This is a genomic window from Actinosynnema sp. ALI-1.44 (genome assembly GCF_001984155.1).
GTDB lineage: Bacteria > Actinomycetota > Actinomycetes > Mycobacteriales > Pseudonocardiaceae > Kibdelosporangium.
The window spans coordinates 387,119-406,954 of the sequence record NZ_MTQO01000053.1; the positions used below are offsets into that span (position 1 = coordinate 387,119).

At 68.1% G+C, this 19,836-nt stretch carries 18 protein-coding genes; 14 read left to right on the forward strand and 4 right to left on the reverse strand.

What is annotated here, in order from left to right; genetic code table 11:
- Positions 1-158: 158 nt before the first annotated feature.
- Positions 159-1,577 carry a M20/M25/M40 family metallo-hydrolase gene (locus tag ALI144C_RS43730; protein WP_076993164.1) on the forward strand — a complete coding sequence of 473 codons (1,419 nt, stop codon included), beginning with the start codon at positions 159-161 and terminating at the stop codon, positions 1,575-1,577.
- Here the strand turns inward: ALI144C_RS43730 and ALI144C_RS43735 are convergent.
- Together ALI144C_RS43735 and ALI144C_RS43740 are read right to left on the reverse strand one after the other, a co-directional pair.
- Complete coding sequence (locus ALI144C_RS43735) at positions 1,539-2,216, reverse strand: endonuclease V (RefSeq protein WP_441297605.1); 678 nt, start codon at positions 2,214-2,216, stop codon at positions 1,539-1,541. The two genes, ALI144C_RS43730 and ALI144C_RS43735, sit on opposite strands and share 39 nt — an antisense overlap.
- An 8-nt stretch (positions 2,217-2,224) precedes the next feature.
- Complete coding sequence (locus tag ALI144C_RS43740) at positions 2,225-3,310, reverse strand: ADP-ribosylglycohydrolase family protein (protein ID WP_083753915.1); 1,086 nt, start codon at positions 3,308-3,310, stop codon at positions 2,225-2,227.
- 145 nt (positions 3,311-3,455) lie between these two features.
- Between ALI144C_RS43740 and ALI144C_RS43745 the strand changes: the two genes are divergently transcribed.
- The 8 genes from ALI144C_RS43745 (at position 3,456) to ALI144C_RS43780 (ending at position 12,904) form a co-directional block, all read left to right on the forward strand.
- Entirely contained in the window at positions 3,456-4,385 is a 930-nt protein-coding gene (locus ALI144C_RS43745) for an ABC transporter substrate-binding protein (protein WP_143231218.1), read from the forward strand.
- Positions 4,386-4,404: 19 nt separating this feature from the next.
- On the forward strand, positions 4,405-5,313 hold the full coding sequence (locus ALI144C_RS43750; protein WP_083753916.1) for an amino acid ABC transporter permease: 909 nt from the start codon (positions 4,405-4,407) through the stop codon (positions 5,311-5,313).
- Between the two features lie 5 nt (positions 5,314-5,318).
- Positions 5,319-6,080: an amino acid ABC transporter ATP-binding protein gene (locus ALI144C_RS43755; protein WP_076993715.1), complete on the forward strand. Its 762-nt coding sequence runs from the start codon at positions 5,319-5,321 to the stop codon at positions 6,078-6,080.
- Between the two features lie 4 nt (positions 6,081-6,084).
- The gene (locus ALI144C_RS43760) at positions 6,085-8,271 is read left to right on the forward strand and encodes a hypothetical protein (protein ID WP_237774603.1); all 2,187 of its coding nucleotides are present in this window, start codon (positions 6,085-6,087) and stop codon (positions 8,269-8,271) included.
- Positions 8,272-8,283: 12 nt separating this feature from the next.
- Positions 8,284-8,658 (forward strand): NTP pyrophosphohydrolase, encoded by a 375-nt coding sequence (locus ALI144C_RS43765; RefSeq protein ID WP_076993717.1) that lies wholly within the window; start codon positions 8,284-8,286, stop codon positions 8,656-8,658.
- Positions 8,659-8,830: 172 nt separating this feature from the next.
- Positions 8,831-10,630, forward strand: a complete 1,800-nt coding sequence (locus ALI144C_RS43770; protein WP_076993718.1) for an NHL domain-containing thioredoxin family protein — start codon at positions 8,831-8,833, stop codon at positions 10,628-10,630.
- 80 nt (positions 10,631-10,710) lie between these two features.
- The gene (locus ALI144C_RS43775) at positions 10,711-11,004 is read left to right on the forward strand and encodes a GroES family chaperonin (protein ID WP_083472926.1); all 294 of its coding nucleotides are present in this window, start codon (positions 10,711-10,713) and stop codon (positions 11,002-11,004) included.
- A 19-nt stretch (positions 11,005-11,023) separates the two neighbouring features.
- Positions 11,024-12,904 carry a VanW family protein gene (locus tag ALI144C_RS43780; RefSeq protein WP_076993166.1) on the forward strand — a complete coding sequence of 627 codons (1,881 nt, stop codon included), beginning with the start codon at positions 11,024-11,026 and terminating at the stop codon, positions 12,902-12,904.
- A 260-nt stretch (positions 12,905-13,164) separates the two neighbouring features.
- Here ALI144C_RS43780 and ALI144C_RS43785 read toward each other — a convergent pair whose 3' ends face one another.
- Positions 13,165-14,997 carry an acyl-CoA dehydrogenase gene (locus tag ALI144C_RS43785; protein ID WP_076993167.1) on the reverse strand — a complete coding sequence of 611 codons (1,833 nt, stop codon included), beginning with the start codon at positions 14,995-14,997 and terminating at the stop codon, positions 13,165-13,167.
- A gap of 134 nt (positions 14,998-15,131) precedes the next feature.
- Positions 15,132-15,872, reverse strand: a complete 741-nt coding sequence (locus ALI144C_RS43790) for a response regulator transcription factor (protein ID WP_083753992.1) — start codon at positions 15,870-15,872, stop codon at positions 15,132-15,134.
- 196 nt (positions 15,873-16,068) lie between these two features.
- Between ALI144C_RS43790 and ALI144C_RS43795 the strand changes: the two genes are divergently transcribed.
- From ALI144C_RS43795 to ALI144C_RS43815, 5 genes are all read left to right on the forward strand, one after another.
- A complete protein-coding gene (locus ALI144C_RS43795; protein WP_441297606.1) occupies positions 16,069-16,350 on the forward strand; it encodes a DUF6191 domain-containing protein in 282 nt (93 codons plus the stop codon).
- 50 nt (positions 16,351-16,400) lie between these two features.
- Entirely contained in the window at positions 16,401-17,270 is an 870-nt protein-coding gene (locus ALI144C_RS43800; RefSeq protein ID WP_076993169.1) for a TIGR03619 family F420-dependent LLM class oxidoreductase, read from the forward strand.
- Between the two features lie 11 nt (positions 17,271-17,281).
- The gene (locus tag ALI144C_RS43805) at positions 17,282-17,734 is read left to right on the forward strand and encodes a nuclear transport factor 2 family protein (RefSeq protein WP_076993170.1); all 453 of its coding nucleotides are present in this window, start codon (positions 17,282-17,284) and stop codon (positions 17,732-17,734) included.
- 112 nt (positions 17,735-17,846) lie between these two features.
- Positions 17,847-19,349, forward strand: coding sequence for a sodium:solute symporter family protein (locus tag ALI144C_RS43810; protein ID WP_076993171.1), 1,503 nt, complete (start codon positions 17,847-17,849; stop codon positions 19,347-19,349).
- Positions 19,350-19,527: 178 nt separating this feature from the next.
- A complete protein-coding gene (locus ALI144C_RS43815; RefSeq protein ID WP_076993172.1) occupies positions 19,528-19,785 on the forward strand; it encodes a DUF1707 SHOCT-like domain-containing protein in 258 nt (85 codons plus the stop codon).
- Positions 19,786-19,836: the final 51 nt, after the last annotated feature.

The window sequence follows — 19,836 nt, forward strand, 5'->3', positions numbered from 1 at the left end:
GGCACAATCGTAGGATCACCGATGATCGGGCTGCCTAGCGAGCCCATCCGCCGCGCACGCCAGAGCACGTTCGGTCCTTTCGTCGTGCGCCTTCCGGACGACATCGGATCCCGCCGATGTGATCTGGACCACCGCTCTGGCCGTGGCAGGATCGGGACGTGGAGCACAACACCCTGAACTCGACCGTCAGCCGGCTCTGGGATGCGGAGATCCTGCCCAGTTTGTCCGAGCTGGTCACGATTCCCGCCCTGTCGCCCGCGTTCGACCCGGACTGGGCGACGACGGGGCACCTGGACGACGCGGTCACGCACGTCAGCAAGTGGATCACCGCGCGCGACCTGCCCGGCGCGACGGTGGAGACTGTGCGGCTGGAAGGCCTGACGCCGCTGGTGATGGTGGACGTCCCAGCGACCCCGGGTGCGGAGGACGCGGGCACGGTCCTGCTCTACGGGCACCTGGACAAGCAGCCGCCAGTCGGCGGCTGGAGCGAGGGGCTCGGTCCGTGGACGCCGGTTCTGCGCGACGGACGGCTGTATGGGCGTGGTGCAGCCGACGACGGTTACTCGGCTTACGCCGCGACGGCCGCCCTTGAGGCCGTACGCGCCGGCGGCGGTTCCCACGCGCGGTGCGTGATCCTGCTGGAGACGAGCGAGGAGTCAGGCAGCCCCCACCTGGCGCCGTACCTCGAGCACCTGCGCGACCGCCTTGGTGACGTGACTCTGGTGGTATGCCTGGATTCGGGCGGTAGCGACTACTCGCGGCTGTGGCTGACCACCTCGCTGCGGGGCATGGTCTCGGCGGATGTCACCGTGCGCGTGCTCGACGCCGGTGCGCACTCGGGCCTGGCGGGCGGGATCGTGCCGAGCTCGTTCCGGATCATGCGGACCCTGCTCGACCGCGTGGAGGACTCGGCGACCGGAGACATCCCGCTGTCGGCGATGAACGTCGAGATCCCGCCGCACCGCGTCGAGGAGGCCAAGGTCAGTGCGGACGCCGCGGCGGGCAAGGTCGGCACGTCGTTCCCGCTCGCCGGGGGCACCCGCCCGGTCACCGACGACGGCCTGGAGTTGCTGCTGAACAACAGCTGGCGCCCGACGCTGTCGGTCATCGGCGCCTCGGGCATGCCGGAACCGTACGACGCGGGCAACGTGCTGCGGCCGTACACGACGCTGTCGCTGAGCTTCCGCCTGCCGCCGACCGCGGACTCGGCCGCGGCCCTCGAGCAGTTGACGCAGGCGCTGACGACGGATGTCCCCTACGGTGCGCAAGTCGAGCTGACCCGCTCCGAGGTGGCCTACGGCTGGGACGCGCCGGAGCTGGCGCCGTGGCTGCGGACCACATTGGACGACGTGAGCTCGACGGTGTTCGACGCGCCGTGGGGCACCGTGGGTCTCGGCGGTTCGATCCCGTTCATGAACCTGCTGGCCACGACCTACCCGTCGGCCCAGTTCCTGGTGACCGGCGCCGTCGGCTCGGACAGCAACATCCACGTGCCCGACGAGTGGCTGCACCTCGGCCAAGCCGCACGCGTGACCACCTCAGTCGCCGAGGTTCTGCACGCCCACGCGACCCGCTAGCGCTTCGCGGCCGAGGTGATCGGCTGCCCGGGTGGTCTCGGGCAGCCGGTATCTCGCGCTGAGCCGGAGAACCAGGTCGCACGCGGTGCCGAGGTCGATCCGGTGCCCGACGGACACGAACACCGGCTTGACGCCGTCCTGGGTGCGCACCGCCCGCCCGACGGTTTCGCCGTTGTCCACCAACGGTTCCCAGTCGCCGCGCTGCGGCCCCGGCGCCTCGTACTCGCCGAGCGCCTGTTTGCCCACACCGATCGACGGCAGACCCGTCTCCACCCCGACGTGGCAGGCGAGCCCGAACCTGCGCGGATGCGCCAGCCCTTGCCCGTCGCAGACCAGGACGTCCGGCCTGGTGCGGAGCTTCGCCAGCGCCGGAAGCAACGCGGGCAACTCGCGAAAGGCGAACAGCCCAGGGACGTAAGGGAAGTCGGCCACGGCCTCGTGCACCGCGCTGTCCACAATCGCCAGTGTCGTCATGTCGACACACACCGCGGCCGCGACGATCCGGTCCGAGTCCGGCGCGTACGCCACATCCAGCCCGGCCGCGACCTTCGGCGCGAAGCCGTCCGGCGCCGTCCGCTCGACCAGGTGCGCCATGTCCAGCTGCAGCCGGACAGCTTGCTCGACGGAAGGCGCCGCCACGTCGTGCCTCACCAGTCCGGGTAGCGGGCGTACCAGGCAGCGTCGCGCAACGGCTTCGGCCCGAACTCCACGACGGCGTCGAGGCTCAGGCGTTCGACCACCTCGCGCAGCTCCAGCTGGGCCAGCCACGCGGCCGGGATCGCGTCGATGCCCCATGCGGCGCCGAGGATGTTGCCGCAGATCGCGCCGGTCGAGTCGCTGTCGCCGGAGTGGTTGACGGCCATCAGCAGGCCTTCGGTCATGTCGTCGGCCGCGAGGGCCGCGCACACCGCGATCGCGAGGGCCTCCTCGCCGACCCAGCCGCCGCCGAGTTCCGCCGCGATGGTCTCCGGATCGGGCTTGTGCGGGGACAGTTCGACCGCTTTGTCCAAAATATCCAGCTGCTCCTGGTGGTCGTCCCAGCGCAGCAGGTGTTCCCGAGCCACCGTGATCGCGTCCGGCAGCGCCGTGCCTTCGAGCAGTTCGCTGACGACCACCGCCAGCACGCCCGCGGACAGGAAGCCGCTGGGATGGCCGTGGGTGAGTGCGGCGCTCCGCACGGCGATGTCGAAGATCTCCGCCGGGTCCTCCGACCAGAACGCCACCGGCGCCGCCCGCATCACGCCGCCGCAGCCCTTGGAGTCGTTGATCCGCCGGTCCGGCGTGGTCGGTTCGCCGGAGTTCATGAACGCCCGCAACGACGCCAGGCACGTGCTGCCCGGCGCACGCCGGTGGAACAGCCCCTGGTTGGTGATCAGCCAGCCGTCCGGCTCCGCCGACTGCTGCGCGAACACGCCGCCGCAGCGCTCCCACGGCGTGCCCTGCGTGTGGTGCCACCGCTGGTAGGCGTGCTGGATGACCATGGTCAGGTCGATCGCCGTGCCGCGCCGCAGCCCGGCGTGCGCCCTGATCAGGCCTTCCAGGGTGAACAGCGTCATCTGGGTGTCGTCGGTGATGTCGCCGTTGACGGCGTAGTCCCGCAGTCCGTGCGGGCCGTACCGCTGCCTGATGCCTTCGATGGAGTCGAACTCGATCGAGGCACCGAGCGCGTCACCGACCGCCCCGGCGAGCATCGTCCCCAGCACCTTCGACGGCGGCAGCGATCTTCTGGTCACTGTCAGAATCGTAGGCGACACACCGGCTCGGCGAAGCAGATCAGCCAATCGGCTGGTCGGTGACCAGGTCGTAACGGGTGCTTGCTGGGAACGAGCGCTGACAAGTGGCAGTATGCGGACACTTGACCAAGAGAAGGAGTGACCTGTGGCGCTACGGACCAGGCACAAGGTGCTCGCCCTGTTGCCCACGGTGGCACTGGCGACGCTGGCGGCCGCGTGCGGAACCGTGCAAGACAACCCCGGCAGCGGTGGTGGGGCGCCCGGCAACAGCTCGTCAGCGGAGATCCCGACGGCGACCAAGGACGACAAGCTCGCGGCGCTGCTGCCCGCGGACATCAAGACCGACGGCAAGATCCTGATCGGACAGGACCAGAGCTACCCGCCGAACGAGTTCGTCGAGAACGGCAAGGCCGTCGGTATGGACGTCGACCTCGGCAAGGCCATCGGGCAGAAGCTCGGCGTCGAGGTCCAGTACGAGAACACGGCGTTCGACGGCATCATCGCCGGGCTCGCGTCCGGCCGGTACGAGGCCGCGATGTCGTCGTTGACCGTCAACGCCGACCGCCTCAAGGAAGTCGACATGGTGTCGTACTTCAGCGCGGGCACCTCGGGTGCCGTGCTGAAGGGCAACCCGGACAAGCTGACGCTGGACACGCTGTGCGGCAAGAACGTCGCCGTCCAGAAGGGCACCGTCCAGGTCGACGACCTGGAGGCCCGCACGGCCAAGTGCAAGGCGGCAGGCCAGCCGGACATCAACGTCCAGCAGTTCCAGAACCAGACCGACGCCAACCTGGCGCTGACGTCCAAGCGGGTCCAGGGCATGCTGGCCGACTCGCCGGTCGTCGACTACGCGCTCAAGATGACCAACGGCCAGCTCGAGCAGTTCGGCCAGGTCTACGACAGCGCTCCTTACGGCCTCGCGCTGCCCAAGGGCAAGGGTGACTACGCCAAAGCGATCCAGGGTGCCATCCAGGCGCTGATCGACGACGGCACGTACAAGAAGATCCTGGAGAAGTGGGGCGTTCAGCAGGGCGCGGTCACCAAGTCTGAGGTGAACCCCGCACCGGCGGGCTGATCTGGAGATTCCCTTGTCTTTGTCAACCGAAGAACGCCGCCCGGAACCGGTCAAAGCGGTTCCGGTGCGGCACGTCGGCCGCTGGATCGGCGGTGCGATCGTGCTCGCGCTCGCCGCGTTGGCGGTCCGCAGCATCATCGTCAACCCGAACTTCCACTGGGAGCTGGTCGGGCCGTACCTGTTCGACACCCGGATCGCCAACGGCCTGGTCACCACGCTGCTGCTGACCGTCGGCTCGATGGCCATCGGCATCATCGGCGGGATCGTGCTCGCGATCATGCGGCTGTCACCCAACCCGGTGCTGTCCGGTGCCGCGGGCGTGTACATCTGGCTGTTCCGCGGCACACCGCTGATCACCCAGTTGATCTTCTGGGCGAACCTCGGCGCGCTGTACCCGACGTTCGGGCTCGGCATCCCGTTCGGCCCCGAGTTCGTCACGTGGCAGACGACCGCGACGATCACCGTGCCGGTCGCGGCACTGCTCGGGCTCGGCCTCAACGAGGCCGCGTACATGGCCGAGATCGTCCGCGCGGGTATCTCGTCGGTGGACGAGGGCCAGAACGAGGCCGCAGGCGCACTGGGCATGACCAGGGGCAAGACCCTGCGCCGGATCGTGCTGCCGCAGGCGATGCGCGTGATCATCCCGCCGACCGGCAACCAGGTGATCTCGATGTTGAAGACCACGTCGCTGGTCGTCGTGATCGGGTACACCGAGCTGACGGTCGTCGCGCAGCAGATCTACGCGCAGAACTACAAGGTCATCCCGCTGCTGGTCGTCACGGCGATCTGGTACCTGGTCTGCACCAGCGTGCTGACGGTGTTCCAGGGCTTCATCGAACGCAAGTTCTCCCAGTCGACGATCCAGACGACCGGCTGGGCCAGCCGGATGTTCGGCTTCCGGTTCGGCGGCGGAAAGGATCGCCAGTGAACCCGATGGTGAAGGCCGAGGGCGTCTGCAAGCGCTTCGGCCGTCTCGAGGTGCTCAAGGGCATCGACCTGGAAGTCCAGCCCGGTGAGGTGATGTGCATCATCGGGCCGTCCGGCTCCGGCAAGTCCACCTTCCTGCGCTGCATCAACCACCTGGAGAAGGTGGACGCGGGCAGGCTGTCGGTGGACGGCGAACTCGTCGGCTACCAGCAGCGCGGCGACAAGCTCTACGAGCTCAAAGAGAACGAGGTCGCGCACAAGCGCAGGGAGATCGGTATGGTCTTCCAGCGCTTCAACCTGTTCCCGCACATGACCGCGCTCGAGAACGTGATCGAGGCGCCGGTGCAGGTCAAGGGCGAATCCAAGGCGCAGGCCCGTGCGCGCGGGGCGGAGCTGCTCGACCAGGTGGGGCTGGCCGACAAGGCGAAGAACTACCCGCGTCAGCTCTCCGGCGGCCAGCAGCAGCGTGTCGCCATCGCGAGGGCGTTGGCCATGCAGCCCAAGCTGATGCTGTTCGACGAGCCGACCTCCGCGCTCGACCCGGAACTGGTCGGCGACGTGCTCGCTGTCATGCGTCAGCTCGCCAAGGACGGCATGACGATGGTCGTCGTCACGCACGAGATGGAGTTCGCGCGCGAGGTCGCCGATTCGGTGGTGTTCATGGACGGCGGTGTCGTCGTCGAGGCAGGCAAGCCGGAAGACGTGATCCGGTCGCCCGAACACGAACGCACCAAGGCGTTCCTGTCCCGCGTGCTGCGCAAGGACTGAGGGTTTGTCGGGCAACCGTGGCGGCTCCGCACCCGAGGAGTCGCCACGCCTGGACGTGTCCGATCCGAATCCCGGCAAATGGGCCCACATGTCCGCCACGGACGTGGTCCGCCGGGTGGTCGAGCCGGACGGCGCGGGCCTGCGGTTCCGTCGCAGGCCCGCGAGCCCGCCGGTGATCGTCGTGGAGGACCGCTTCCTCACCGGCCTGTTGAACCTGCGGGCGTTGGAGTTCCCGTACGTCCTCGAGTTCGTCCGCTGCCGCTTCGAGCTCCCACCCGACCTGCGGCAGGCCAAACTGGCCGGACTGGAGTTCCGGGACTGCTGGCTGCCCGGACTGCAGGCCAAGAACATGCGGTGCGACAACGACCTCGTCCTCGTTTCCTCCACTGTGGATGGTTCGACGGTCGACCTCGTCGACACCCAGATCGAGGGATCGCTGAATCTGGCCGACAGCAGGATCGGCAACCACACCGGCCGCGCGCTGCAAGCGGACCGGCTGGTCTGCGCGGGCACGTTGCTCGCCAACAACCTGGTCGCGCGCGGTGAGATCCGGATGCCCGGCCTGCGCGCGGGCGGCAACGTGAACTTCTCCGGTGCCGTCCTGGACAACGCCGATGGCTACGCGCTCAACGGCTACGGTCTGCACGTCGGCGGGAACCTGTTGTGCGGCATCGACGTCAACACCGGCGCCCGGTTCTCGTCAACCGGCTGGGTGTTCCTGCCCGCGACCAGGGTGGAGAGCGACTTCTCGCTGCGCGGCGCCGAACTCAACCACGGCGACACGACCGGTACCGAGGTCACCGGCGACCCGGGCTTCGACGTGAGCGCGACGCTGATCGCCGACCGGCTCAGGGTGGAGGGCAACCTCGAACTGGACCGCGGTCTGCGGTCGAACGGGACCCTGCGGATCGTCAACGGCGTCATCGGCGGGTCCCTGCGACTGTCCAGTGCGGACATCGACGTGTCCGGCGACCAGGACCCGCCGTGGCCGCACCGGGCGCTGCACCTCGACGGAACACAGATCAGCGGCGACTTCGACGCGCGGTCGATGCGGATGGCCGGGCAGGCGCGGCTGGTCGACGTGTCGATCAGCGGCAACCTGATGCTCGACGGCACGAACCTGCGCAACCCCGACTCGGACGTGATCCTCGGCAGGCGGATGTCCGTCGGCAGCAACCTGGACGGCCGGTTCATCGAGGCAGCGGGCTGTCTTTCCTTGCAGGGCGCCAAGATCGGCGCGAACATGGACCTGCGTGGCTCCCGGTTGACCGAGCCGGGCAAGAACTTGCGCACCGGCGCGGTGGCGCCGTCGGTCGACATCCGTGCCGCGACGGTCGGGCGTGACCTGATCCTCGCCGCCGGGCACCGCCCGTTCGCGGCGCACGGCGGCGTCCGGATGCACCGCGCGGAGATCGGCCGCGAGGCCAACTTCGACGGTGCGATCCTCGGCTCGGGCCTCGGCGGCACGGCGTTGAACGCGCACGGCATGGTCGCGCAGGAAGTCGTGCTGACTGTCGGCCAAGCGCCACGCGGCCGTGTGACATTGCGGCACGCGCGGTGTGCTTCGTTGGCGGACAACGAGAAGTTCTGGGACGGAACAGGCCGCATCGACCTGGAGGACTTCCGCTACGAGGCGTTGGCCGTCCCCATCGACCTGAAGGACGACAAGAAGGTCCGGACCCGATTACGGTGGCTGCGCACCTCGATGCAGGGCCAGTACAGCCCCGGCCCGTACGACCAACTCGCCGCGGTGTTCCGGGCGACGGGCAACGAGGAACACGCGGCCACAGTCCTGATCGAGAAGCACCGGTGGCGTTACGCCGCACTGGCGGAAGGAATGCGTGTCCTCTGGCCGGGCGTGCGATTGTGGAGCTGGCTGCAACGCTCGATGGTCGGCTACGGCTACCGGCCGACCCGCGCGTTGGTGTGGCTGTTGCTGTGCCTTGTGCTCGGCAGCGTCTGGTTCGCGCTGCGCGGCGAGCCGAACGAGATCAACTCCGACGACACGCTGATCTGGAACCCGGTGCTGTACACCCTCGACCTGATCGTGCCGATCATCGACTTCGGCAACAAGAATCGCTGGCAGGCACCGGGAGCCTCGCAATGGGTGGCGACCGGCCTGATCGCCACCGGCTGGGTGCTGGCGACCACCGCGGCGGCGGGCCTGACCCGGATGCTCAGACGCAACTGAGGCGGAGACATGATGACCCCGTTGCTGATCATCGACGCCGCCAACGTGGTCGGCTCGGTCCCGGACGGCTGGTGGCGTGACAGGTTCGGCGCGACGGAACGCCTCCGCGACGCCCTCACAGACGTGCCAACCACGGGCGTCCCAGGCGTACAACCACCGGTCGACGTGGTGATGGTCGTGGAAGGCAAGGCACGCGGTGTGGAGTCCTCCGACACGATCCGCGTGGTCCCCGCGTCCACCTCGGGCGACGGCGACGACGCCATAGTGGACCTCGTCCGCACCGAGGGCGCGGACAGGACCTGCTACGTCGTCACCGCCGACCGGGGCCTGAAAGCCAGGGTGACCGAGCTCGGCGCAGCGGTGCTCGGCCCCAGCTCTGTGCGCTAGAACGAGGGGTGTTGGGCGGGCTTCGCCTAGCCGACGACGGAAAACTGCGCCGAGGCGACGGCAGTGGCGATTCGGCCGATCGAACGGGACCAGTGGGTGGACGGTTGGAACAGAGCCTGCTCACCTGGTGTTGACTGCGTCCGTGACCTCTTCGACCAAGCGGCGGGCTCGCGTGCGGGCGCCGGAACTCGTCGGCCGCGGCTGGCTGAACACCGGTGACAAGGACGTCCGCCTCGCGGACCTGCGCGGCAAGATCGTGCTGCTGGACTTCTGGACGTTCTGCTGCATCAACTGCCTGCACGTGCTCGACGAGCTGCGGCCGCTGGAGGAGGAGTACGCCGACGTCCTCGTCACGATCGGGGTGCATTCGCCCAAGTTCGTGCACGAGGCGGATCCGGAGGCGCTCGCTGCCGCTGTCGAGCGCTATGAGGTCCACCACCCCGTGCTCGACGACCCCAAGCTCGCCACGTGGCAGAACTACGCGGTCAAGGCATGGCCGACCCTCGTGCTGATCGACCCCGAGGGGTACGTGGTCCACCACGCGGCGGGTGAGGGGCATGCCGAGGCGCTCAGCCGGGTGGTCCGTGAGCTGGTCGCCGAGCACGAGGCGAAGGGCACGCTGCACCGCGGCGACGGGCCGTACTCCCCGCCGGAGCGCGAACACACCGAGTTGCGGTTTCCGTCGAAGGTCGTCGTTGCGCCACAAGGGACGCTGCTCGTCGCCGACGCCGCCAACCACAGCGTGGCCGAGCTCGAGCCCGACGGGGAGACGCTCGTCCGGCGGATCGGCACAGGCCAAAGGGGACGGTCCAACGGCGGCGCCCCGAGTTTCTCGGAGCCGTCCGGGATCGTTGTGCTGCCAACCGACATCGCGGTGAAGACGGGGTACCACGCCGTGGTCGCCGACACCGTCAACCACCTGCTGCGCGGGGTGAACCTGGACACCGGCGAGGTGACCACGGTCGCGGGCACCGGTGAGCAGTGGCGCGACGGGCCGACCGACGGCCCGGCCGGCGAGATCGACCTGTCCAGCCCGTGGGATGTCGCGTGGTGGGACGGGAAGATCATCATCGCGATGGCTGGCAACCACACCCTCAGCGCGTTCGACCCGATCGCCGCGACCGTCACCCGGTACGCGGGCACGACCGTCGAAGGCCTGCACGACGGCCCCGCGGCGGAGGCCTTCTTCGCGCAGACGTCCGGGCTCGCCGCGACCGACGACCGGTTGTGGCTCGTGGACTCCGAGACGTCCGCGTTGCGCTGGATCGACACCGACCACGTCGTGCACACCGCGGTCGGCAAGGGCCTCTTCGACTTCGGGCACCGCGACGGCGACGGCGACCAGGCGCTGCTGCAGCACCCCCTCGGCGTCACCGTCCTTGGCGACGGGAGCGTCGCGATCGCCGACACGTACAACGGCGCGATCCGCCGTTACGACCCGGCGACCGGCCAGGTCTCGACGCTCGCCGACGGCATCAAGGAGCCGTCCGGCGCGGCTGTCGTAGACGGCAAGCTCGTGGTCGTGGCGTCCGCCGCGCACCGGTTGGAGTGGCCTGTCTCGCCCGGTGACAACGAGCAGTTGGTCGCGGGCAAGGCGCACCAGGTCACACGGCCGCCGACCGTGTTGGCTCCCGGTGAGGTCGACCTCACTGTCGTGTTCCAGCCACCACCCGGCCAGAAGCTCGACGAGCGGTACGGCCCGTCGACCAGGTTGGAGATCACGTCCTCACCACCGGAATTGCTGGTCGACGGCGCGGGCACGAGTACAACTCTCAGCAGGCGGCTTGTGTTGGCTGAGGGAGTTGACATGGGCGTGCTGCATGTGGTCGCGCAGGCGGCCAGCTGTGACGATGATCCCGCGATCGACCACCCCGCGTGCCGCCTGACCAGGCAGGACTGGGGTGTGCCGATCCGGGTGGAGCAGTCCGGTCCGCGTCGTTTGCCGTTGATGTTGGGGGGAATGGACGACTGATAAGGTGCCGTGCACTTTTCGGTCCCATTCGGCGGACAAGTACGATTCCTGACGTGTCCGAACTCAAACTCGAGATCCAGATGCTGCACGACCGCGTGCTCGTGCGGATATCGCCCGAGGATGGGGAACGGCGGAGCACAGGCGGCATCGTCATCCCGGCAACCGCGCAGATGGCCAAGCGGCTGGCGTGGGGCGACGTACTGGGGGTCGGCAACAGCGTCCGGCAGGTCAAGATCGGCGACCGGGTCCTGTTCAACCCCGAAGACCAGCTCGAAGTCGAGGTTCAGGCGCAGACCTACCTGGTCATGCGCGAGCGCGACGTGCACGCCATCGCCAGCGAACGCACCGAACACGGAACCGGGCTGTACTTGTAGTCCCGCGGAGGATTGAGCCTTGCCGGAACAGCACCACTGGCCGGAGTCGCACAGCGAACAGACGGATGTCCTGCCGCCCGTCCGCGTGCAGCCGTCGCCTGCCCCGATGTCTCCGCACGACGTGCCCCCGTTCCAGGCGTCGTCCGCGTACGACGAGCCGACCGCCCGGTGGGCGGACGAGCAGCCCGAGGCCGAACCGGCGCCGGACCGCAAGAAGAGGAGCCTGCGCAAGGCCGGCCTCGCGGCAGGCGCGGTCGTCGGTGTGCTCGGTGTTCTCTACCTCGTCGACGTGCTGGTCAGCCAGGGCAACGTGCCACGGGGCGTCACGGTCGCCGGTGTCGAGGTCGGCGGGATGAGCCGGGCAGCGGCCGAGAAGAAGCTCCGCGACGAGATCGAGCCGCGCCTCAACCACCCGGTCCAGCTCAAGGCCGGTGACGTCACCACGGAGCTGGAACCGGCGAAGGCGGGGCTGACCCCCGACTGGACCAAGACCCTCGACGCGGCGGGCGAGCAGCCGATCAACCCGGTCACCCGCCTGACGTCGTTCTTCGGCAACCGCGAGGTCGGGTTCACCACCCAGACCGACCAGAAGGCGCTGACCACCGCGGTCGACGAGGTGCGGGGCAAGGTCGACCAGGACCCGGTCGAAGGCAGCATCAAGTTCGACGGCGCCACCCCGGCGATCGTCGACGCGAAGCAGGGCCGCAAGCTCGACCAGCAGGCGGCGGTCGACCAGATCGTGGCCGACTGGGTCAAGGGCAAGCCGATCGAACTGCCGGTGGCGGTGACCCCGGTGAAGGTCTCGCCGGACGCCGTGAAAGCCGCGTTCGAGCAGGCCAAGGCCGCCACGTCCGGGCCGATCGTGCTGAAGGGCGAAGGCAAGGACGCGACGCTGACACCGGTGCAGGTGGCCGCGGCGCTCCGCTTCGAACCGGCGGAGGACAAGCTGGTCGGCAAGGTCGACAACGCGAAAGTCGCCGAAGCGGCCGGACCGCAGCTGAAGTCGACGGAGAAAGAGGGCAAGGACGCCACCATCGTCTTCGAAGGCGGCAAGCCCACCGTGCACCCGTCGGAAGACGGCAAGACGGTGAACTGGGAACCGAGCCTGGTGCCGTTCGTCGAGGTCGCCCAGAAGCAGGACGGCCGCGAACTGAAGCTGCAGTACACGGTGAAGCCGGCGAAGGTGACCACGGAACAGGCCAACGCGCTGGGCATCAAAGAGGTCATCGGCGAGTTCACCACCAACGGCTTCGCGACGGACTCCGGCGTGAACATCCGAATGGTGGCCCAGAAGGTCAACGGGGCGATCGTGAAGCCAGGCGACACCTTCAGCCTCAACGGCTTCACCGGCCCCCGCGGCGCGGCACAGGGGTACGTGGAAGCAGGCGTGATCAAGGACGGTGCCCCCGGCCGCGAAGTCGGTGGCGGCATCTCCCAGTTCGCGACGACGCTCTACAACGCGTCCTACTTCGCGGGCCTGAAGAACGTCGAGCACAAGGAACACAGCTACTACATCAGCCGCTACCACAAGGCCCGTGAGGCAACGGTCTTCCAGGACCACAGCGGCAAGAGCGTGATCGACCTGAAGTTCGCCAACGACGCCCAGACGGGTATCGCGATCCAGACGGCGTGGACGTCGAAGTCGATCACGGTGAAGATCTGGGGAACCAAGCGCTACCAGGTGGACTCGGTGACCGGTCCGGACACCAACCCGACCCAGCCCGCGGAGAAAGCAGGTCCGGCGCAGAACTGCTCGCCGAGCAACGGGGCCCCGGGGTTCACGGCGACGGACACCCGCATCATCAAGGACCTCAACGGCCGTGAGGTCCGCCGCGAAACCCGCACGGTGAAGTACAACCCCCAGCCCAAGATCATTTGCCCGGGAACCCCGCCTGCCTGAGCGCCCAGCACCCAGTTCGAACCCCAACGCCCCCATAAACAGTCCCCCACCCAACCCGGGGGGCGTCCCTGCTCCAGTCTACCGGGGATAAGGCCTGGTCAAAGGGTTACTGGTGGGTTGTGGACAACCAGATTTGACGAAGGCACCTTCGGTGCGTTCGGGCCAGCCGCTGAGAACGCCCGGCCGCGTCCCATGCGGACAAAAGGGCGGCGATCCCCCGCCAGGGATCGCCGCCCTTCTCCGCCGCGGGAGCGGGGGTCTCAGAAGGCTGCTTCGTCGATCTCCATCAGGGAGTTGTCGGCGGCTTCCACGATCTTGCGGCCTGCGGAGAGCTCGGGCAGGACGTTGCGTGCGAAGAACGACGCCACGGCCACCTTGCCCTCGTAGAACGCCTTGTCGCGGGCGGAGACCTCGCCGGACAGCGCGCCGAGCGCCACCTCTGCCTGGCGCAGCAGCTGCCAGCCGATCAGCAGGTCACCGGTTGCCAGCAGCAGGCGGACCGTGTGCTGGCCGACCTTGTTGATGTTCTGCGGGTCTTCCTGTGAGCTGGTCAGGTGGCCGATCAGGGCGCCGATGATGCCCTGGACGTCCTCGAGGGCCTGCTTGAGAGCCGCGCGCTCTTCCTTCAGCCTGCCGTTCCCGCCTTCTTCCGCCAGGAAGTTGTTGATCTCCCCGGCCACGAAGGCCAGTGCCTGGCCCTTGTCGCGGACGATCTTGCGGAAGAAGAAGTCGAGGGACTGGATCGCCGTCGTTCCCTCGTACAGCGAGTCGATCTTGGCGTCCCTGATGTACTGCTCGATCGGGTAGTCCTGCAGGAAGCCGGAACCGCCGAGGATCTGCAGCGACTGGGTCAGCTGCTCGTAGGCGCGCTCCGAGCCGACGCCCTTCACGATCGGCAGCAGCAGGTCGTTGATCCTGGAGTTCAGGTCCGTGTCCTCGCCGAGCGCGATGCGGTCCTGGAAGGTCGCGGTGTACAGGTACACCGCGCGCAGGCCTTCGGCATACGCCTTCTGCAGCATGAGGCTGCGGCGCACCTCCGGGTGGTGCGTGATGGTCACGCGGGGCGCCGCCTTGTTGAGCATGTTCGGCAGGTCCGCGCCCTGCACGCGCTCCTTGGCGTAGTCCAGCGCGTTCAGGTAGCCGGTCGACAGCGTCGCGATGGCCTTCGTGCCGACCATCATCCGGGCGTACTCGATCACCTGGAACATCTGCGCGATGCCGTCGTGCACGTCGCCGAGCAGCCAGCCCACCGCCGGGGTGCCGTGCTGGCCGAAGGTCAGCTCACAGGTGGCCGACGCGTTCAGGCCCATCTTGTGCTCGACGTTGGTCACGAAGGCGCCGTTGCGCTCGCCTCGTTCGCCCGTCCGCGAGTCGAAGTGGAACTTCGGGACCAGGAAGAGGCTCAGGCCCTTCGTGCCCGGCCTCGTCTCGATGCCGGGGCCTTCCGGGCGGGCCAGCACCAGGTGCATGATGTTGTCGGTCATGTCCTGGTCGGCGGAGGTGATGAAGCGCTTCACGCCGTCCAGGTGCCAGCTGCCGTCCTCCTGCAGCACGGCCTTGGTGCGCGCGGCGCCGACGTCCGAGCCCGCGTCCGGCTCGGTCAGCACCATCGTGGCGCCCCAGCCCTGGTCGATCATCAGCTCGGCCCAGTGCTTCTGCTCGTCGTTGCCGTTGCGGTGCACGACCTCGGCGAAGTTCGGCCCGGCCATGTACATGAACAGCGCCGGGTTCGAGCCGAGGATCAGCTCGGCCGCCGCCCAGGTCACCGACGGCGGGATGCCGAGGCCGCCGAGCTCGTTGCTCAGGCCGATCCGGTACCACTCGCCGTCCCACAGCGCCTGGTAGGACTTCTTGAAGCTCTCGGGGAGCGTCACCGAGAACGTCTTCGGGTCGTACGTGGTGCCCTGCCGGTCACCGTCGACGAAGGAGTCCGCGAGGGGGCCGACGGCCACCTTGTTCAGCTCCGACAGCACGCCACGCGCCGTGTCCTCGTCCGCCTCCGCGAACGGTCCCGTGCCGAGCCGCTCCTGGACTTTGAACACCTCGAAGAGGTTGAACTCCAGGTCGCGAACGTTGCTCTTGTAGTGGGCCATTGGGTCGCTCCCCTGTGTGTCTGCGTTTCCGGGGCAGACTTGTGCTACTCGCCGGTAACAACAGGATATTACTTGCCGGTAACCCGGGCAAGCGGATCCCGCCGATGTGGTGAACCAGACGCTCTGGGCGGGGGTCAGTACGGGTGGTCTTCCTGGTTCACCGTGAGCACGCCGGAGCGGAAGGCCACCGCGACGGCGTGCGTGCGGTCTCGTGCGGACAGCTTGCGCAGGATGCTCTTCACATGAGTGCGAACCGTCTCCACGGATACGTACAGCACCTTGGCGATCGCCTGGTTCTCCAAGCCGTCCGCGATCAGCTGCAGCACCTGGTACTCGCGCCGGGACAGCGGCTGCTGGCCGTGGATGGCCATCACCGGTCCGCCGCCCTTGCCCTTCGGGGTGCCGAGTGCGGGCGCCAGCGTCGGATCGATGTACCGGCGTTCGGCGTGCACGCGCTGGATCGCCTGGATCAGCTGCGGCGGCTCGCTGCGCCGGGAGATCACGCCGTGCACGCCCGCGGCTATCGCTCCCGCGATGTACTGCGTGTTGCGCTGCGCCTCCCGGATCATCAGCAGGACGCCGAGGTCCGAGTCGTTGCCGATCAGCATCCGGGACAGGTGCCACCGCGGGTCGAGGCCCGAGTCGATGATCACCGCGTGCGGCCGGAACCGTTCACACAGTTGCAGTGCCGCGTGCGGGCTGCCCGCCGCGCCCACCCACCGCAGTCCCCTCGTCCGCATCACCAGGGCGGACAGGCCCTCGCGAACAAGCGGAACCGAGTCGACCAAGGCGATGCCCAGCCCGCCTTCCGTCGACCGCCCGGTGACAACCGCTCCTGTCGGTCGCACCTGGCGGTGGTCGATGTTGTTCACCATCCACGCCTCCACGCCCGGTCACTCGTCCGATAGTGCGACGTCAGCGGACTCGAGTAATGACGTTGTAGTCGTCTGTGACCGCCGGTAACACAAAAACTCACCCCTGCGGGTGATAAGCGAGCGACAAATCTCGTCCTGTGGGCCGGAACGAGTGCCTACCGCCGCCCGTTGGCCAGGCATGGAGATGATGTGGGGAGTGTCGCTGCCCGCCTTGGCCATGCTCCTCGTCGCGCTGGCGATCATGGAGTTGCTCTGGCGCCGGATCCGGCGCTCGAAGAAGTCGGGCGCACCCTTCTCCGGGGTGGCGTTCGACGAGTTCACGGCATTCCTCCACGGCGGCAAGCGGGTCGAACTCGATCAACGGGTGACGCAGTCCCTGATGCGTGAGGAAGAGCAGGACGGCGCGCCGCCGCGCCTTGTAGATCTCGACCGCGGGGTCGTGTTCCTCAATCGCCCAGACGGTGACAGCAAGAAGTAGAACACGTTACAGTTGTCCTTCCTGTCGGCGCGGGGAAGGACGGCATTCCGATGAAGTTCACGGTCGCCATCGCATTGAGTCCGCTCGACCAGCTGACCGAGCTGGCGCGTACCGCACAGGAGTGCGGATACTCGGCGATCGCACTGCCAGACTCGATTTTCTACTCCGAGAAGGTGTCGGCGGACTATCCGTACACACCGGACGGATCTCGGTTCTGGACCGAGGAGACGCCCTGGGTGGACCCGTTGGTCGCCGCTGCGGCGATGGGTGCCGTCACTGATGAGATCAGGTTCTACACGCAGGTTCTGAAACTCGGTCCGCGCAACCCGCTGCTGCTCGCTCGTCAGGTGCAGTCGGTCGCCTGCCTGACCGGCAACCGGTTCGGGCTGGGGGTGGGCATCGGCTGGACGCCGGAGGAGTTCGAGTGGTGCGGCGCGCCCTTCGACAACCGCGGTGCCCGTGTCGACGAGGCCATTGACGTGCTGAAACTGGTCCTCGGCGGCGGGATGGTCGAGTACCACGGGACCTACTTCGACTTCGACAAGCTGCGGATGAGCCCGGCACCGACCGAACCCGTCCCGATCTACGTCGGCGGGCACACCGAGCGCGGCCTGCGCCGGGCCGCGCGCGTCGGCGACGGCTGGACCTCGGCGATGATCAAGTTCGACGACCTGAAGGCCGTCGTCGACCGGCTCAGCCAACTGCGAGCCGAGTACGGGCGGACCGACGAGCCCTTCGAGATCCAGTCCGTCTGCGTCGACCGGTTCGGCGTCGACGGCTACCGCCAGCAGGCGGACATCGGTGTCACGGACGTACTGGTGGCGCCGTGGGTGTTCTACGGCGTCGGCATGGACGGCGACCTGGCCGCGAAGCAGGACGGCATGAAGCGCTTCGCCGACGAGATCGTGCACAAGCTCTGAAAGGGACTGGGATGACCGCTGTGACCTGGAAGGCGACCGAGACCGAGCACCCGGCCCGCACCGCGTCCCGCCGCTCGATGAGCGCGGTAAGCCGGGGCGCGAAGGACGAATGGGTGGCGCTGTTCGCGCCCGACGCGGTGATCGAGGACCCGGTCGGGGTGTCGATGATCGACCCGACCGGCCTGGGGCACCACGGCCACGACGGGATCCGGGCGTTCTGGGACAAGACAGTCGCCAGTGTGGAGCGGTTCGAGTTCGACATCGACGACTCGTTCGCCGCGGGCGACGAGGTCGCCAACGTGGGCACGATCCACGCCTTCCTGCCTGGTGGCATGCGCCTGGCCACCCAGGGCGTGTTCGTCTACCGGGTCGGTCCGGACGGTTTGATCCGGTCGCTGCGGGCGTTTTGGGAGGTGGACCGGGCAATGGGAACCCTGCGCAAGGCTGACGATTCATCTACATGAAACCGAGTCACGAATGTGACTCAGTTGTGGCCGAGACCTTCCCCTCCGATGTCACGCGTCCGTAAGACGTACGTCACAAGCCGCCGCGCGCTTGGTCGACGTTGGAGGTGCGATGGGCACTCTGGACTGGGTAGTCGTTGTCGGGTACTTCTTCGTGATGGTGGCCATCGGCGTCTGGTCGAAGGCCAAGGTCGCCAACACGAGTGACTTCTTCACCGCGGGCGGCAAGATGCCGTGGTGGCTCTCCGGGATCTCGCACCACATGTCCGGCTACAGCGCGGTCATGTTCGTGGCGTTCGCCGGTGAGGCGTACAAGTACGGGCTGACCGTCTACATCTGGTGGGCGCTGACGATCGGCGTCGGTGTCGGCGTCGGCGCGTGGCTGTTCGCGCCGCGCTGGAACCGGCTCAGGTCCAAGTACAACGTGGCCTCGCCGCTGGAGTACCTGGCCAAGCGCTACAACGTGCCGACGCAGCAGGTGCTCGCGTGGTCCGGCTCACTGCTCAAGGTCGTGGACATCGCGGCCAAGTGGGCGGCGGTCGCCGTGCTGCTGCGCGGGTTCGCCGGCGTGCCGATCACGTGGGGAATAGTGTTGATCGGTGCGGTCACCATGGTCTACTCGGTGATCGGCGGACTGTGGGCGGACGCGCTCACCGACTTCGGCCAGTTCATCATCCAGGCCGTCGCCGGGTTCGCCATGTTCGGCGCGGTGATCGCCCACTTCGGCGGCATCTCGTGGATCTGGGACATGTGGGGGCAGCTGCCCGCGCAGCACAGCCAGCCGCTGGCCGGGCCGTACACGGTCACGTTCTTCCTCGCGCTCTTCCTGATCAAGACGCTCGAGTACAACGGCGGCATGTGGAACCTGGCGCAGCGCTACATGGCCGCGCCGGACGGGTCTGCCGCACGCCGCTCCGCCGCCCTGTCCAGCGTGTTGTGGCTGGTCTGGCCGCTGGTGCTGTTCCTGCCGATGTGGGCCGCGCCGTTGATCGTGCCCGGCCTCGGCAACGCCGACGACGCGTACGTGGCCATGGGCGTCCAGATGCTGCCCGCCGGGCTGGTCGGACTGGTGCTCGCCGGGTTCTTCTCGCACACCATGGCGATGGTGTCCTCGGACGCCAACGTGATCTCCGCGGTGATCACCCGCGACATGCTGCCGAGGATCTGGAAGGGCATCACCCGGCTCGGCGAGGCCGCCCAGCTCCAACTCGCCCGCGTCACCACGTTTCTGTTCATCGCGGCCAGCATGCTGATCGCGATCGGCACGAGCGGCACCGGTGTGGTGATCAAGATCGTGGTCGACGTGGTCGCGGCGACCGTCGGAGTGATCGGCATCCCGCTCATCCTCGGCCTGCTGCCGTGGTTCCGCCGCTCCGGCCCGCGCGCCGCGCTGTCGGCCGTGCTGCTCGGCCTCGGCGTCTGGGCCGTGCTGTTCATCTTCCAGAAGAGCGATGTCGCGGTGTCCAAGGAGGCGCTGGTCGCGTATCCAATCCTCACGTCGACCGTTGTCTATGTCCTGGGTGGACTGTTCTTCCCGGAGCGCACCACCCGGCGCGACGAGCTGATCGACGCGCTCGACGCGGACCCCGCCCCCGAAGTGGCGGCGGTGAAGTAAAGCAACAAGTTGCCAACCCGATTGGCAACGCCGTGTGGGCGGGCAGCGCCGCTGTGTCCGCCCACACCGCTGCGTTGGACCGGATGGACCAGCGGCGGCACTGACGAATGGTCCAAAGTGGATCGGGCGCGTCCGGCGCGGCGTTCCGGCTGGTGGAGCGGTCCACTACCGTGAGGCCGTGGCGGATGACGCGAGGGTGCCTGCGCGGCCGCACGGCGAAGTGGACCCCCGTGATCTGCGGGTTTCCGATGCCGAGCGGGAGCACGTTGCCGGCCTGCTGAACAAGGCGCTGGCCAGAGGGCTGATCGACGTCGACGGGTTCGCGGATCGGCTCGGTACGGCCATGGGCGCGAGGACCCGCGGCGAGCTGAACGCCGTTGTGGTCGACCTTCCCGGCGTCGTCGTCCGGATCGATCCGAACGGCCGTGGTGGATGACCGATCGGACGTGGAACCGTGAGCCGATTTCCCGAGTCAATCTCACGAACA